At 39.4% G+C, this 16,263-nt stretch carries 16 protein-coding genes; 10 read left to right on the top strand and 6 right to left on the bottom strand.

Translation table 11 applies throughout. From position 1 onward, the window contains the following. Nucleotide 1: 1 nt before the first annotated feature. Genes DKG77_RS02580 through DKG77_RS02615 form a run of 8 tightly spaced genes read left to right on the top strand, consistent with a single transcriptional unit; the run spans nucleotide 2 to nucleotide 6,884 of the window. Nucleotides 2-493, top strand: a complete 492-nt coding sequence (locus tag DKG77_RS02580; RefSeq protein WP_417935456.1) for a DUF6973 domain-containing protein — start codon at nucleotides 2-4, stop codon at nucleotides 491-493. After that, the gene (gene hemF, locus DKG77_RS02585) at nucleotides 493-1,395 is read left to right on the top strand and encodes an oxygen-dependent coproporphyrinogen oxidase (protein WP_109659894.1); all 903 of its coding nucleotides are present in this window, start codon (nucleotides 493-495) and stop codon (nucleotides 1,393-1,395) included. The genes DKG77_RS02580 and hemF overlap by 1 nt, the downstream gene beginning before the upstream one ends. A gap of 28 nt (nucleotides 1,396-1,423) precedes the next feature. Next, nucleotides 1,424-2,212 carry a PhzF family phenazine biosynthesis protein gene (locus DKG77_RS02590; RefSeq protein ID WP_109659896.1) on the top strand — a complete coding sequence of 263 codons (789 nt, stop codon included), beginning with the start codon at nucleotides 1,424-1,426 and terminating at the stop codon, nucleotides 2,210-2,212. Between the two features lie 4 nt (nucleotides 2,213-2,216). Beyond that, nucleotides 2,217-3,206, top strand: a complete 990-nt coding sequence (gene hemB, locus DKG77_RS02595; RefSeq protein WP_109659898.1) for a porphobilinogen synthase — start codon at nucleotides 2,217-2,219, stop codon at nucleotides 3,204-3,206. Nucleotides 3,207-3,230: 24 nt separating this feature from the next. Further along, a complete protein-coding gene (locus DKG77_RS02600; protein WP_109659900.1) occupies nucleotides 3,231-4,517 on the top strand; it encodes a serine hydrolase domain-containing protein in 1,287 nt (428 codons plus the stop codon). Between the two features lie 52 nt (nucleotides 4,518-4,569). After that, entirely contained in the window at nucleotides 4,570-5,691 is a 1,122-nt protein-coding gene (locus DKG77_RS02605; protein ID WP_109659902.1) for a CNNM domain-containing protein, read from the top strand. Further along, complete coding sequence (locus tag DKG77_RS02610) at nucleotides 5,691-6,161, top strand: methylated-DNA--[protein]-cysteine S-methyltransferase (protein ID WP_109659904.1); 471 nt, start codon at nucleotides 5,691-5,693, stop codon at nucleotides 6,159-6,161. The genes DKG77_RS02605 and DKG77_RS02610 overlap by 1 nt, the downstream gene beginning before the upstream one ends. Before the next feature lie 9 nt (nucleotides 6,162-6,170). Then, entirely contained in the window at nucleotides 6,171-6,884 is a 714-nt protein-coding gene (locus DKG77_RS02615; protein ID WP_109659906.1) for a 3'-5' exonuclease, read from the top strand. Nucleotides 6,885-6,981: 97 nt separating this feature from the next. Here the strand turns inward: DKG77_RS02615 and DKG77_RS02620 are convergent, their stop codons facing one another. Both DKG77_RS02620 and DKG77_RS02625 read right to left on the bottom strand, forming a co-directional pair. After that, on the bottom strand, nucleotides 6,982-9,177 hold the full coding sequence (locus tag DKG77_RS02620) for a S8 family serine peptidase (RefSeq protein WP_109659908.1): 2,196 nt from the start codon (nucleotides 9,175-9,177) through the stop codon (nucleotides 6,982-6,984). 158 nt (nucleotides 9,178-9,335) lie between these two features. Further along, nucleotides 9,336-10,346, bottom strand: a complete 1,011-nt coding sequence (locus DKG77_RS02625; protein WP_313789383.1) for an endonuclease/exonuclease/phosphatase family protein — start codon at nucleotides 10,344-10,346, stop codon at nucleotides 9,336-9,338. 33 nt (nucleotides 10,347-10,379) lie between these two features. Between DKG77_RS02625 and hflX the strand changes: the two genes are divergently transcribed. Beyond that, a complete protein-coding gene (gene hflX, locus DKG77_RS02630) occupies nucleotides 10,380-11,591 on the top strand; it encodes a GTPase HflX (RefSeq protein ID WP_109659910.1) in 1,212 nt (403 codons plus the stop codon). 268 nt (nucleotides 11,592-11,859) lie between these two features. Here the strand turns inward: hflX and DKG77_RS02635 are convergent, their stop codons facing one another. Then, entirely contained in the window at nucleotides 11,860-12,792 is a 933-nt protein-coding gene (locus DKG77_RS02635; RefSeq protein ID WP_109659912.1) for a DUF3078 domain-containing protein, read from the bottom strand. Between the two features lie 257 nt (nucleotides 12,793-13,049). Here DKG77_RS02635 and DKG77_RS02640 point away from each other — a divergent pair, with 257 nt between their 5' ends. Then, nucleotides 13,050-14,780, top strand: a complete 1,731-nt coding sequence (locus DKG77_RS02640; RefSeq protein WP_109659914.1) for a BspA family leucine-rich repeat surface protein — start codon at nucleotides 13,050-13,052, stop codon at nucleotides 14,778-14,780. A gap of 181 nt (nucleotides 14,781-14,961) precedes the next feature. Here the strand turns inward: DKG77_RS02640 and DKG77_RS02645 are convergent, their stop codons facing one another. Genes DKG77_RS02645 through DKG77_RS02655 form a run of 3 tightly spaced genes read right to left on the bottom strand, consistent with a single transcriptional unit; the run spans nucleotide 14,962 to nucleotide 16,251 of the window. Continuing rightward, nucleotides 14,962-15,468, bottom strand: coding sequence for a DUF2480 family protein (locus tag DKG77_RS02645; protein WP_109659916.1), 507 nt, complete (start codon nucleotides 15,466-15,468; stop codon nucleotides 14,962-14,964). A gap of 25 nt (nucleotides 15,469-15,493) precedes the next feature. Beyond that, on the bottom strand, nucleotides 15,494-15,823 hold the full coding sequence (locus tag DKG77_RS02650) for an SUF system Fe-S cluster assembly protein (RefSeq protein ID WP_109659918.1): 330 nt from the start codon (nucleotides 15,821-15,823) through the stop codon (nucleotides 15,494-15,496). Nucleotides 15,824-15,828: 5 nt separating this feature from the next. Continuing rightward, nucleotides 15,829-16,251: a SufE family protein gene (locus DKG77_RS02655; RefSeq protein WP_109659920.1), complete on the bottom strand. Its 423-nt coding sequence runs from the start codon at nucleotides 16,249-16,251 to the stop codon at nucleotides 15,829-15,831. Between the last annotated feature and the right edge of the window lie 12 nt (nucleotides 16,252-16,263).

The raw sequence follows: 16,263 nt of genomic DNA on the forward strand, positions 1-16,263 counted from the left end.
CATGAACCTAATTAAAGTAGTACAACGGTTGAGTTTAAAAAGCATCTTGGTATTGCTAAAGTTATGTTTGCGTTTTCCCTTGTTTGTTTTCCCTACGGTGTCCGCAACTAAAAAATGTATGTCGGTTTCAAACCAGCATTATGGCCGTTCGCACTATAAAAATGGTCCTGCCAATGCTTTCAGGCATGCTTTCTGGAATTACCTAATTGCTAAAAAATGTCATCTTATCAGCAAAAATAAAGTCCGAGCACTTATTTGGTCCGAAAAAATAACAGATTGGCACGAAGAAGCATTTCAAAACCGAGAATTAGCAAGAAAGATGGATTTGCACAATAATGAAGTAGGCCGTTTTATTTTTTTAAAATATTCATCCTACGCCAAGAATGAGGTGATTAATATTTTAAAGCAAATGACCAGAGCATCTTCCAAAGTGGATAGTAATTCCAACTTTGCTAATTTTAAAAACAAATTGGTTCATATAATTGATGAATAATGAAGGACAAGTTCTACTCATATATACAAACCCTGCAGGATAACATTACCTCCAAGCTGGAAGAGATTGACGGAAAAGCTAAATTTCAAGAAGACATTTGGAAACGATCGGAAGGCGGAGGTGGCAGGACTCGAGTAATAGAAAATGGGGCTGTTTTTGAAAAAGGCGGTGTAAACATCTCAGCTGTGCATGGAGAACTCCCCAAAAGTATGCAGCAGTATTTTGGAGTGGAAAATGCTGATTTTTTTGCCTGTGGGTTAAGTTTGGTTTTACACCCTAAAAGTCCAATGGTTCCCACAGTACATGCCAATTGGAGGTATTTTGAAATGTATGATAAGGATGGAAACGTTATTGACCAATGGTTCGGAGGTGGACAGGACCTTACCCCATATTATTTATTTGAAGAAGACGGAAAGCATTTTCATACCATCTGTAAAAAGGCTTGCGACGCACATAATCCCGAGTTCTATTTTAACTATAAAAAACGCTGCGATAAATACTTTTGGAACACCCACAGGAATGAAGCCAGAGGTTTGGGCGGTCTTTTCTTTGATTATTGCAAAGCAACCGATACCATGAAAATGGAAGACTGGTACAACTTTGTTACTGAGGTTGGCAATAGCTTTTTAGAAGCATATATCCCAATTGTTTTAAAAAGGAAAGCGCTTTCGTATGACCAAAAACACAGGGACTGGCAAGAAATAAGACGAGGACGTTATGTAGAGTTCAATTTAGTGCACGATAAAGGAACCTTATTTGGTTTAAAAACGAATGGCCGTATTGAAAGCATTTTAATGAGCCTTCCCCCACATGTGCAATGGAAGTATGACCATCATCCCGAAAAAGGAAGTAAGGAGGAAAAGTTGATCCAAGTATTGGAAAATCCAATAAACTGGGTTTAATATGTAGCTTTGTGTTTAAACCAAACCTATGAAACAAAAAATCTATCAAATTGATGCTTTTACAGATACCGTTTTTGGTGGTAATCCAGCTGCAGTATGTATTCTTGATGAATGGCCCAGTTCGGATTTAATGCAGAAAATTGCACAGGAAAACAATCTGTCAGAAACGGCTTTTGTTGTGCAAAAGAATGCTGCTTATGAATTGCGCTGGTTTACACCAGAAACTGAAGTGGATTTGTGCGGACATGCTACTTTGGCCACTGCTTATGTACTCTATAACTATCATGGCCATCCAGAAAATACCATTCAATTTTATTCCCCAAGAAGCGGAAAACTTTTTGTGGAGAAAATGTCCAATGGATATATGACCATGGATTTTCCTGCTGACGATACCGCTTCCTTAAGAAGCATAGCTGAAATTAATGAGGCAATTGGATTAACGCCCATAAAGACCATTAAAGGGAAAACAGATTACTTACTCATCTATAACTCACAACAAGAAATTGAGGCTATAGCTCCCAACTTCTTTTTATTGGACAAATTGGATTGCAGGGGCGTTATTGTTTCTGCTCCGGGCGATGAAGTAGATTTTGTGTCCAGAGCTTTCTTTCCAAAATGTGGTATTCCAGAAGACCCGGTAACTGGCTCGGCACATACTACGTTAACTCCTTACTGGACCAAAGTACTAGGTAAAACCAAAATGACGGCAAAACAGCTTTCCGTAAGAGGAGGAGATTTAGTTTGTGAATATCTTGGAGAACGTATAAAAATATCCGGCAAAGCCGTGCCATATCTTATCGGTGAAATTGAAATATAAAGTTATGTACCCACTAATACGAAATAGAAGATTGCGCGCATCAGAATCCATTAGAAGATTGGTTCGCGAAACGGTAATAACCCCAGATGATTTTTTAGTACCCCTTTTTGTGGTAGAAGGCACCGGAGTAAAAGAAGAAATTCCTTCCATGCCAAATTATTATAGGTTGAGCCTGGACAATCTGGAAAAAGAAACCAAAGAACTTTGGCAAATGGGGTTATGTGCTGTATTGCTTTTTGTAAAAGTACCTGATAATCTAAAAGACAACAAGGGTACAGAAGCGCTTAATGCAAAAGGCTTGATGCAACGTGCCATTAAAGTAATAAAAAATGCCTGCCCTGATATGTTGGTGATGACCGACGTTGCCTTGGATCCTTATTCTTTGTATGGGCATGATGGAATTGTTGGCGAGGGAGAAATTTTAAATGATGAAACGGCCGAAGTCTTGGCAGAAATGAGTGTTTCCCATGCGCAAGCAGGTGCTGACTTTGTTGCGCCAAGCGATATGATGGACGGTCGTATTCTTACCATTCGTGAAGCCTTGGAAGACGAGGGCTTTCAAAATACTGGAATCATGAGCTATTCAGCCAAATATGCAAGTGCCTTCTATGGGCCTTTCCGAGATGCCTTGGATTCTGCCCCCGTGGATATAGCCAATGTTCCAAAGGACAAGAAAACCTATCAGATGGATTTTGCAAATCGGTTTGAGGCCATTCGTGAAACTCAAATGGATATAGACGAAGGAGCCGACATTGTTATGGTAAAACCTGGATTGGCGTATTTAGATATAGTTCGTGAAATTAAAAACGAAGTTGATGTACCGGTAGCGGTCTATCAAGTTTCTGGAGAATATGCCATGTTAAAAGCCGCAGCCGAAAAAGGCTGGCTAGATCATGATGCCGTAATGATGGAACAACTTATTGCCATTAAAAGAGCTGGCGCAAATATCATTGCCAGCTATTTTGCCAAGGATTTTATAAGGGCAATCGGTTAACTTCTTCCCATTAACACATAGACCATGAAAAATCTGGTTTTAGTAATCCTTTTTTTAATTGTACAAACCAACAACGCTCAAAAATTCGAGGAAGATGAGATGTCTTCTGAACTAGGTTTTGATACAGAATTCGTCGCTCTTAAAGTAGATTCCATAATGACCCATGGTATAAAGAACAGTGCTTTTCCGGGAGCTCAAGTGTTGGTGGCAAAAGACAATGAGGTGATTTTTCATAAGGCGTATGGACATCACACTTATGATAGCATTCAAAACGTTGGCTTAAATGATATCTATGATTTGGCTTCTGTTACCAAAATTACCGGACCCCTTCCTGCCATTATGAAATTGGTGGATGAGCAAAAACTGGATTTAGACGTGCCGTTTAGCACCTATTGGAAGCCTTGGAGAAAAAGAAAGAACAAGAAAGACCTTACCCTTAGACAAATTTTAAGTCATCAAGCGGGTTTGGTCCCTTACATTGTTTTTTTAGGGAAAGTGATGAAAAATGGTAAAATCAAAAAGCGTTTTATTAGAGAAAAGCAAAGTACACGATTTCAAAAACAGGTTTATAATAGTCTCTACATTAAAAATCGATTTAAGCAAAAAATGCATCGCATCATTAATCGGTCAAAAGTTTCAAATGAAAAAGTCTATAAATATTCGGGGCTTTCCTTTCTTATTTTTCCTGAGTTAATCTCACAGCTCACCAAAATGGACTATGAAGCATACCTCAAAGAAACTTTTTACGCCCCTTTAGGTTGCCATACGTTGAGTTTTAATCCAAACAATAAGGGCTTCCCGAATACTATTGTGCCCACGGAAAGCGATACGCTTTTTAGAAAAGATGTTGTGAAAGCATGGGTGCATGATGAAAACGCATCTCTCCTCGGCGGTGTTTCAGGAAATGCAGGATTGTTCGGCACTGCTCAAGACATGGCCAAAATTATGTTGTTTTATCAAAACCATGGAGCTTTGGGAGACAAACAAATCATTTCCAAAGAAACCTTAGAAGAGTTTACAAGAATCCAATATCCAGAAAATGAAAACCGAAGGGGATTAGGTTTTGACAAACCGCTAATTGGTAACGATACACTAGACTTAAAAGATGCCTATCCATCACCACTAACAAGCAAAACAAGTTTTGGTCATTCGGGATTTACTGGGACTTTTGTCTGGGCCGATCCCGAAAACCAATTGGTATTTATTTTTCTTTCCAATAGGGTCTATCCCACAAGAGCCAATAGAAACCTATATGAACTTAATGTAAGAACGGCTCTGCAAAATGTATTTTATAAAGCTACCTTAAAATAACAGGAAGTAAATTGATAGGTATTCATTATCTTGGTACTTATAGCCAAAACCTATGGGAGTTCTACTTTTTTACGCCTTCATTTCCATATTCTTTTCATTTCTCTGTTCCATATTGGAAGCAGTGCTCTTAAGCATTACCCCTACCTTCATCAATATAAAAAAACAAGAAGGAAAAGAGTATGCGGGCGAATTGGAGCTTCTTAAAAAAGATGTGGACAAGCCCCTAATTGCCATTCTAACCCTCAACACCATTGCGCATACCGTGGGTGCTATTTTGGTTGGGGTACAGGCCAAAGTCGCCTATGCCGATCTTTATGGAACCGCTACCCGAACGTTTTTAGGGCTTGAATTTACCGAAGATCTTATGGTAGGTGTGGTATCTACCATTATGACCATCTTAATTCTGGTAGCCTCGGAGATTATTCCAAAAACAATAGGAGCAACCTATTGGAAACAATTGGCAAATTTTACCGCAAAAGCATTGAAGGTGATGGTCTTTATTCTTAAATGGACAGGACTGTTATGGCTGTTGCAACTATTTACCAAACTCATTGGGAAAAAAGGACATCATGGAAGCGTATTGAGCAGGGAAGATTTTACCGCAATGACGGATATTGCACATGAAGAAGGAGTTTTTCAAGAATCGGAATCCAAGGTAATCAAGAACCTTTTGAATTTTGACGAAATCTTGGCTCAAGATATAATGACACCTAGAACGGTCATGAAAATTGCCTCAGAAGAAACATTGATTCAAGATTTTTTTGAAGCCAATAGACCGCTAAGGTTTTCCAGAATTCCACTTTACAAAGACCGAATGGACAACATAACGGGCTATTTTCTAAAAGATGAACTCATGGAGGCCATAATCAATAAAAGAGGAAAGGAGACCGTTTCTACCTTAAAACGTGAAATTTTGGTTACCGATCGCACAAAGCCCATTCCAGAGCTATTCGAAAAGTTTGTGGCACAAAGAGAGCACGTTTCCCTGGTTGTTGATGAATATGGCTCGGTAAGTGGTCTGGTGACCATGGAAGATGTTATTGAAACTTTGCTTGGATTAGAAATTATGGATGAAAGCGACAATGTTGAAGACCTACAGGTTCTAGCTAGAAAGAACTGGGAGAGCAGAGCAAAGCGTTTGGGGATTATTGAAGAAAAAGATGATATAGACTAATGGAAGTTGCTTATTTACAAACTCCTATGGGCATAGCAGAGTTTCAAGGCGATGCAAATGGCCTTGCTTCCATATCAATTTTGAATGATAATAAACCTATTGGTATAGTTCCTCATATTTTAGAAGATGCTATATATCAATTTCAAGAATATTTTGAAGGAACTCGAGAAAATTTCGACTTAAAATTAAACCCCACAGGAACAGATTTTCAAAAAAAAGTTTGGGATGCCCTTTGTGAAATCCCCTATGGAAAAACAGTTTCGTATCTTGAGCTCTCCAAAAAATTGGGTGACCCCAAAGCCATACGTGCCGTAGCCGCGGCCAATGGTAAAAACCCGCTTTGGATCGTTGTTCCATGCCACCGTGTAATTGGAAGCAACGGAGATCTTATTGGTTATGCCGGTGGGCTGCACCGTAAAAAATGGCTTTTAGAACACGAGAGTCCTGTAAAGCAGATGGCTCTCTTTTAATATTTGATCATGCTTTATAAACTTAACCTAGAACATATCCTTTTTTTGGATATTGAAACCGTGCCCCAAAAATCAAGTTTTACCGATTTAGATGAAACCACCCAATCGCTGTGGGAGCAAAAATCACAGTACCAGCGAAAAGATGAATTTAGTGCTGAAGAATTCTACGAACGTGCGGGAATCTGGGCAGAATTTGGCAAAATCATCTGTATTTCCGTTGGATACTTTACCGCTAAAGCCGATAGCCGAAACTTTAGAGTTACTTCTTTTCATGGAGAAGAAGTGCAATTGCTAAAGCAATTTAAACAGTTGTTACAAGAACATTTTAATCAGACCAAACATCTTTTATGTGCGCATAATGGAAAGGAATTTGACTTTCCCTATATTGCCCGTAGGATGGTCATTAACGGAATGAACCTACCTTACAAATTAGATTTATTTGGCAAAAAACCTTGGGAAGTTCCCCATTTGGATACTATGGAACTATGGAAGTTTGGCGATTACAAACATTTTACCTCCTTAAAACTATTGGCACACATATTGGGCATTCCCTCACCCAAAGAAGATATGGACGGTAGTATGGTAAAAGATGTTTTCTATGAAGAAAACGATTTAGATCGTATTGTTTCTTATTGTGAACTGGATGTGGTTACCACCGCACAGGTTTTTTTGAAATTACGAAATGAAAATTTGCTTTCCCAAGAGGAAATCAAAAAAGTATAACCGTTAGGAAAAACAGCATTTTTTTGGAAAACTCCAATGCCCCAAACTCGTTTGAAACGATTCCGGTAGTTTTAAAAAAGTACATAGGTGCTATTTTTTAGTTCTTATAAAATTTAGAACTTTTCATACCAGAATAATCCTGAACAACCAAAACATATAATCCTGAAGCTAGGTCGGAGACATTGATGGCTCCTGTTATACTGGCTTTTTTAACAATATTTCCAGAGGTAGTCACAATAGAATAAACAGCATCTTCTGATAATTTGGCATCTACCGTTAGCCATTCCACTGCCGGGTTAGGATATATCATGATTTTCAATGCATCATCAAAACCAAAAGGCTCATAAGCAATAAGCTCGGTCTCTGTTCCATTGAATTCAAACTGGATTTCTTCTGAAAAATCGGATACCATATTTTCAGTGCAAATGGAACGTATCCTTGCTTCATAGGTCACTCCGTTTTCCAGATCTGAAAGTTCAAAGCTACTCTCCCAAACCAGTTCACTTTTCCAATTGTTTTCATTTAAGGATTTGTACTGGACCTCAAAAAGCGTTTCTTCAGCGTCTGACCATGAAACGGTAGAACTATTTTCAGATGATGAAAGCAATTTAACCTCAGAAGGAACCTCAACGCTACATTTTGAAATTTGAGCTCCGGACACCACCAATGAAAAATCTTGAAATCCGTTTACCAATGTTCCCTTATGTGCAACTGTAATGCTATACTCTCCTTTTGCATTGTCAATTTCAATTCGTTCAAAGGGGTCTACCAGATTGTCTCCTTTTGTAGCAGCATCATTTACCCTGGTCGCATTTAACTTCCAAGGGTAGTATGTTTCTCCGTTTTTGGTAATTCTAATATCCAAATCATTTATCAATGCTGGAGTTGTGTCATTTAAATCTCCCCTATTAATAAATTCTCCCTCCGGATCTGTCCAAGAAATTGATACAAGCAGGGTTTCGTCACCATTTGCATTAATTGTGATTGAAAACGTTTCACCATCTACCAAGCTTTCTTCTTCAATAAGACTGCTATAGCCTCTATTTTGCATAACTTCTGCGGCTGTCTTGGCATTCATGATGCCCCATCCCATTTTATAATCTGGTCCCTGAGCATCTGTATCATCAGCAGTATGTAATGCAAGCCCTTTGAGTGTTGCTGCTTTCATGAAACCGCCAAACAATTCTTTATGGTATTGTTGTAACAACAAAAGAGATCCTGTTACTCCTGGTGCGGCCATGGATGTTCCTGCAGATGCATCATAACTTGTATTGCTCGTAGAACTTGTAGAAAATATGGAAGATCCATCACCAGCAAGATCAGGCTTTATTCTGCCATCATCCACAGGTCCTAAACTGCTGTATGCTGCGACACGGGCTTCTTTCAATTCGCCCTTATTGTCAATCTTTGTGTTAGCACCGGCAATGGTCAATCCGTTTTTAGACGTGGCAAACCCTAATAACAAATCGAAACCCTCAGCTGATGTACCAAAAATAGGGTCTGCATTGTCATATGATTTCTGAGAGTTCCCGGCTGCTGTTACCATAAGGTAATAGGGAGCATTGTACATGATTCTATCCCAATCCTGTGACACCCTAATGTATGATCCAAAATACCAGTCGGGAACACGATCAGATTTTATTCCGTAGGAATGATTACTTAACAAGAGCCCATTAGCAGCAGCTTCTGTAACTTCAATTTTGTCGCGTGTCCAATTATGAGATAATGCCCTTGCTCCATAAGCCACTCCTTTTGCATTTGGTTTTACTCCAGAGGATATGAGGTTTCCGGTAACCAAGGTGGCATGGTGTCCTATTTCTTCAGAATTATCTCCATTTATAGCTCTGGTATCAAATTCTTGATGAGTGGTGAGCGCAACACCGGCATCCCAAATACCCACTTGCATACCGCTGCCATCCAATCCTAAATTAAGAAGTCCGTCCGTGTATAACACATGTGCTCTGGAAACCTGTCTGGAAGGATCATTTAATGTCGTGTAAAAAAGAGGAGTTCCATCCGTTCCAATATCTTTTAGCGTTACTATGGAACCATCACCTAACTTTTCTGTGCGGTTCCAGTCATTGGTTTTTAGAATTTTGCTTATTTGAGATTCTTTGGATTGATGTTCAGCTTCCATTTTGGAAACTAATGAGACTATTTTGTTTTGATTGTAGGTGGATTGAATGAATTTCTTTTCAGATTTTGATTGCCCATGAATAAAAACAATTCCAAAAAAGAAAAATAAAAAGGATGGAAAAATTCCTCTTGCCCAAGTAGGTGTTTTGCAATCCATAATTATTGATTAAGTAAGATTTGGACTACAAAACTATTCTCGATTCAATATTTATCGATAAAAAACCCTTTTATTTCGATGAATTACATCGTATTTGAAGATGAGCTGTTGTGAAATTACATTTTTATGTGGTGTAGTATTTTTCTTTCTTTTATAAACTACCTGTTTTCTTTTAAAATCATATAAACCGGAAAGTGATCACTGTAGCCTCCCAAATATTTTTTACCAACAAAAGTTCTAAAAGGATTGCCTTTGTATCTTCCTTTCCATTCCTTAAGAAACTTTGGGGCAAAAATTTTGGCCTTTTTAAAACTATGTGTTCCTTTTTCGTAGTTCAAAAAACTGTGCGAAATTAAAATTTGATCAAACAAACTCCACTCTCCTTTGTAATTGGCACTCCCAGAATTTGGCGACAACAGTTTTTGCATGGGATTTACAAACGCGCCTGTTTCCATAATTTTTTTGATACTTTCAGAATTTGGGTCATCATTAAAATCCCCCATGATGATACAGTTAAAACTCTCTCTTGGCATATTGTTTATTTTTTGCAATATGGTCTCTGCGGCTTTTACTCTTTTGTAACTTGTTTCGTCCGCACCATCTCTTCGTGAAGGCCAATGGTTTACAAAAACATGAATCTCCTCTTCGTGCAACATTCCCCTTACATATAAAATATCCCTTGTTAAATCACGATCACCATTATTGTTAGCAACCAATAATGGAATGGTTTCGGACTCTAAAACCCTAAAATGTTCTCTGTTGTACAAAAGGGCTGTATCTATTCCTCTTTCATCGGGAGAATTAAAATGCACATAATCATAATCAACTTCTTTTAGGGCTTTTGTATTTAGAAGTGTATCAATGGCCTTCTTGTTTTCAACTTCGGCAATTCCTATTAAAATTGGTGGTATGCCGCTCTCTTCTGCACCTATCAGTGCTATGGTTCTGGCAAGTTTCTTCGTTTTTCTCCTAAATTTAGATTCATCCCAGGCTTTTATCCCATCGGGAGTGAAGTCATCGTCCAAAATATGCGGGTCGTTCTTGGTGTCAAAAAAATTTTCGAGATTATAAAATGCTACTGTAAACTGGGTCTCTTGACTATTCAACTTGTCTGTACTAGGGTGGTTTCTAAAATTATAAAAATCCAAAGTACAAAAAACAGCTTCCAAAACATTGATTAGATTTGCACTTTAATAGATTCAATGCTAGAAAAGAAGACTACAGATTATGAAAAGGCGGTGCTTATTGGTATTATCAATAAGGATCAAAATGAAACCAAGGTCACGGAATACTTGGACGAATTGGAATTTTTAACCTTTACAGCAGGTGGTGAGGTCACTCATAGATTCACCCAACGTATGGATGTTCCCAACCCTAAGACATTAATAGGCAGCGGAAAAATGGAAGAGGTTGAGCAATACGTAAAGGCAAATGATATTGGCTCCGTAATTTTTGATGATGAACTTTCACCTGCACAACAGCGAAACATTGAAAAACAACTTCGTTGTAAAATTATCGACAGAACAAGCTTAATACTAGATATTTTTGCTCAAAGGGCACAAACAAGTTACGCTAGAACACAGGTAGAATTGGCGCAATATGAATACTTGTTGCCTAGACTTACAGGTTTATGGACTCACTTGGAAAGGCAAAAAGGGGGTATAGGAATGCGCGGTCCTGGAGAAACAGAAATAGAAACGGACAGACGTATTGTTAGAGACCGTATATCACTGCTAAAAAAGAAGCTCACCAAAATAGATCGCCAGATGGAAACCCAACGTGGTAATCGCGGAGCCTTGGTCAGGGTTGCTTTGGTAGGCTATACCAATGTGGGTAAATCTACCCTAATGAATGTCATTAGCAAGAGTGATGTTTTTGCCGAAAACAAACTGTTTGCCACTTTAGATACAACTGTAAGAAAAGTGGTCATTGGCAATCTTCCGTTTTTATTAAGTGACACGGTTGGCTTTATAAGAAAGCTTCCAACGCAATTGGTGGAAAGTTTCAAGAGTACATTGGATGAGGTTAGGGAGGCAGATCTGTTATTGCATGTTGTAGACATTTCGCATCCCCAGTTTGAGGAACATATAGATTCCGTAAATCAAATTTTGGATGAGATTAAAAGTGCAGATAAAAAAACTATTATGGTCTTCAATAAAATTGACCAGCATAAAGCAGAAACAATTGATGAAGATGATCTGGTCACAGAAAAAACCAAGGCGCATTTCACCATTGAAGATTGGAAAAACACATGGTACAGTAAGATAGGTGATAGAGCACTTTTTATTTCTGCCCTTAACAAAGAGAATTTAGAAGAATTTAGAAAACGGGTATATGATGAGGTTAGAGACATTCATGTAACACGTTTTCCTTACAATAACTTTTTGTACCCAGAGCATCTGGATCAATATTGAAAGCTGTTTAGATGATGTGTTTTAGTTTACCGATGAAATACAATCGTTAACATTTTCCACCACATATTTTAAGTTGTTCACAACAAAAATTTAAGGACAAGCAACAGAAAAGCTAATTTCATCTTGTTTTTAAGTGTTAGCGTTACGACCTAGTCTTCCATAAGCTTAACCTACTTAGACCTTGGTTTTAAAGACACGAAAAAATATACATAACCCCATAAAAAAACCCTCTGATCTGGAGGGCTTTTTTATTTGGTAATCCGTTTTCTTAAAAGCTATAACTCAACCCTAAGGTCCAATAGGTTTGTAATTCGTTGTCAATAGTGTCAAAGGTAGCCGTAGGGTCCGGAGTTGGAGCATTGTTCACAATATAGTTGAGCGTCTCTTGTTTGTTGTTCCTGAGTCCAAAATCGAAACCAACACCTATAACTTTCCATAAGGTATAAGCAAAAGAATTCGTCCAGGTCCAGTTGCTCAAGTCGCCGCTCTCATAACTCTGAAACATGGAAAGGTTACTTTTAAAACTTACAGCACCTACTTGTTTGGTATAGTCTGCAACAATTTTTGCCCCTAAAGAAGAGTTAAAAATCGTATCCTCATCACTGAATACAAAATTGTAATTTAAAGGATGGATTACAACGACCAAATCTGGTATGGGTGTCCAAGTAGCACCTACCCCAAGGTCCAAATAGCCGGGGTCATTAAAGTTGCTCAATATGGTGGTCCTATACTCTGCCAATCCAGAAATGGCAAATTTATCATTTAATTTTCTTCCGTATAATGAAGAAATATTGAACACGTCAGTGGATTCACGAAACCCATCATCATCAGTTGGGTCATCCTTATCATCTAATTTCACCCAGTTTAAATTGATGTTGGCTGCATTTCTCCAAAAGAATTTCTCTTCCTGTTGGTTTGCAAATGCATTCACGGTAAATCCTATGGTCCCTGAATTGTTATTGGGAATACCTTGAGAAAACCAGTTGTTAAACCCAGAAAGGCTGCCGCCTATAGTGCCAAAGGCACCTATTTTCCAGCCAGGTAATGCATCCAGTTGCGCCTGTAGTGCATCAACGCGACCTTGAATCGCCGCAATGGAATCTTTCTTGGGACTAATTTGAGATTTTAATTCTTCTTCTGTTTGCGCATGTACTGTTGCCAGCAAAAAAAATGCTGTAGCCGAATAGAGGAGTTTTTTCATAGTATGGAGTTTTGTGTTTAGAAACACAAAAATATGAAATGTCACATTTAAAAACTTTCGGGAACAACATCATAAAAAAATGGCGGAAAAGCCATTCCTTTTCAATTCTTCAACCCCTAAATTCCGTCTCTTGTCCCTAAAGGGCCATCAAATAAATATCATCAATTATAAACTCGAAAAGGGCATACATCAGATCGTTCCCAAAACTCTTATAAGGTTGTGGCATATTGCGGTTTCGACCATTAAAAAATTCATATATGAAACTAAAAAATTTGTTTTGTTTGGCCCTTTTTGCAGTGGCCATCGTATCATGTAGCAAGGACGATGGTCCGGCTACACCAAAGAACAGCGCGCCAGTGATCAGCGCACAGGTGTTCTCCGCTCAAGATAATATCTCCGATACCGTGGTGATCGGAACGGTAAAGGCCGCTGACGCCGATGAGGATGCCCTTACCTTTACCATTGTCACCAACAGTGACGCACTTTTTGAGATTACAGATGCAGGCGCACTTAGCCTTGCCAGTGGTAAGGCCCTGGATTTTTCCACCAAGGCAATACACACCTTGGGCATTGGTGTCTCCGATGGCACGGACAGTGCCGAGGCCACCATTACCGTTAACGTTACAAATTCCAATGCTGTCCCAGTGGCAGAGGCCCAGACCTTTGAGGCTGAAGAGAACATTGCCGACGCCAAGGCGATCGGAACGGTAGCTGCCACAGATGATGGCTCCCTTACCTTTTCTATTGCTGTAAACGACAACGATCTCTTTGAGATCACCAGTGCCGGGGAGCTCAGCTTGGCAGAGGGCAAGACCCTTGACTTTGAGACCGACCAAGAGCACACCATCACGGTTGCCGTGAGCGATGGCACCCACCAAATTGAGGTGCAGGTGACCATTGAGGTAATCAATGTGATCGATACCCTGGCCGAGGACCCCGCCTCCTTTATCACGACTTGGAAAACAGAATCCGATAATAAAAAGATCGGAATTGGAATTGACACATTCGATCAACAATTTGATTTCACAATAGACTGGGGCGATGGCACCGTGGAGGACCTAATCCCTTTCGATACTTATGTGGTTGAACACATTTATGCAGTAGCTGGCACCTATACCGTGGCCATACAGGGCAGCTTCCCAGCTTTAGATCACTATAATTTTGAAAATATTACAATAGCCACACCAGGAAAACTTATGAGTATTGAGCAATGGGGGAACATCCAATGGCAATCCATGTTCAATGCATTTTACGGATGTGAAAACATGGTCTATAATGCCACCGATATGCCCGATTTCTCCAATGTAACGGATATGAGTAATATGTTCCGTGGGGCTGCCTCTTTTAATGGGGACATCAGTGGTTGGGACACCAGTAATGTAACGGGTATGAGTTATATGTTCCGTGGGGCCACCTCCTTTAATGGGGACATCAGTGGTTGGGACACCAGTAGTGTAACAAATATGACCCATATGTTCAATGGTGCCACCTCCTTTAATGCAGACATCAGTGGTTGGGACACCAGTAATGTAACGGGTATGAGTTATATGTTCCGTGGGGCTACCTCTTTTAATGGGGACCTCAGTGGTTGGGACACCAGTAGTGTAACAAATATGAACCATATGTTCGATGGTGCCACCACCTTTAATGAAGACATCAGTGTTTGGGACACCGGCAATGTAACAAATATGTCAAGTATGTTCCTTGGGGCTAGTTCCTTTGACGAAAACTTGGGACCCTGGAACATAGGCAGTGTAAATTCCATGTCCAATATGTTGGACAACAGCGGCATGTCCCCTCAGAACCTGAATGCCACGCTTATTGGGTGGCACGCCTTTGTGGATCAGAACAATGGCCCTGCTGATATTACATTGGGGCTTGTAGGGCTTACCGCTTGTGGGGAAGAATCCTTTCTTGCCGCTTTTGCACTTGACGTAAATTATGGATGGACGTTTGTGGGTGCCACCTTTGAGGAAACCTGTAATTGATGGCCTGACAACACAAAACCAGCATACTAAATATAGTTAACCAAGCTATACAACCGCAAGACCAATGGTCTTGCGGTTTTTTTGTTCAGGATGCCAGACTTTCGTGCAAGCCATTCCCTGGCCTTGGACCAATTCTTTGGGAAGATTCCTGCCTTACAACAAATAACTTATGCGGTAGTTGTCATTGTTTTCTTTTGTGGATGGGTACCGAAGAACATGCTTCCCCGTACATTACGCTTTTGGCCACGGGCTGTATTTTGGCAATGGCCATGATATAGGCATTTTCAGGCACGGGCTTGTTGGAGCAACCTTTTATGATTACGGGTTTGTCTATAAATTCAGAGACATCCAAGCCTTCTAGAAGAGTTTGATACAAAGACATTTCCAAATCTTCCAAACTTCCAATCACAGCTTTTTTGGCATGGGGATTAAGCTTGGAAGCTACCAACATGTAGGCCCAACCCGGCACTATGGCATCTGTGGTACAGCCCAACGCCACATAGGCATCTTTATAAACTGACCAATCATGGTCTTCCAGATGTTTTCTGAATTCCTTTTCCCTTAAAATAAAACCTTCATAAAGCCAGTCCTTAATATCGAGTATAACTCTCTGCCCTTGTGGATATAATTCTTCAAGGTCAAAGGTCATTAGTTTACTCTGTGCTACTCTGTTTACTATTTCAGACATAATATTCCTGACTTTTTAATGACCCCTAAAGCATGCCCAACTCAAGTTTGGCTTCTTCACTCATTAGTTCTTGTGTCCAGGGGGGATCAAAAGTAATCTCAACTTCCACATCTTTTAAAGCATCCAAGGATTTAACTTTTTCCTCTACCTCGACCGGTAATGTTTCTGCTACGGGGCAGTTAGGCGATGTCAATGTCATCAAAATCTTAACATCATTATCTTCATTTACAAATACATCGTAGATAAGACCTAACTCATATATATCAACTGGGATTTCTGGATCGTAAATGGTCTTAAGGACCCTCACTATTTTCTCCCCTAGTTCTTGCGTATCTACTGTGATCTCTTCACTCATTTTTCTCAATTTAATTGTGTTTGATAAGCGATGGCATATAATTTTAGCTGCTTTACCATACTTACCAATCCGTTTGCCCGTGTTGGCGAAAGATGCTCCTTAAGTCCTATTTCATCAATAAAATCTGTATTGGCATCAATAATGTCTTGTGGTTTTTGATTGCTAAATACCCTAATCAAAATAGCAATGATTCCTTTTGTAATTATAGCATCGCTATCTGCAGTAAAAACCAGTTTATCATTATCTAATTCAGCATGAACCCACACTTTGCTTTGACAACCTTTAATAATATTGTCATCTGTTTTGTATTGCTCATCAATCAACGGAAGTGATTTGCCCAGTTCGATCATGTATTCGTACCGCTGCATCCAATCATCGAACATGGAGAACTCATCTACAATCTCTTCCTGTATCTTTTCTATGGTCATCTGTCAGTTTTG

Source organism: Flagellimonas aquimarina, from assembly GCF_003149745.1.
GTDB classification, from domain to species: Bacteria; Bacteroidota; Bacteroidia; order Flavobacteriales; family Flavobacteriaceae; genus Flagellimonas; species Flagellimonas aquimarina.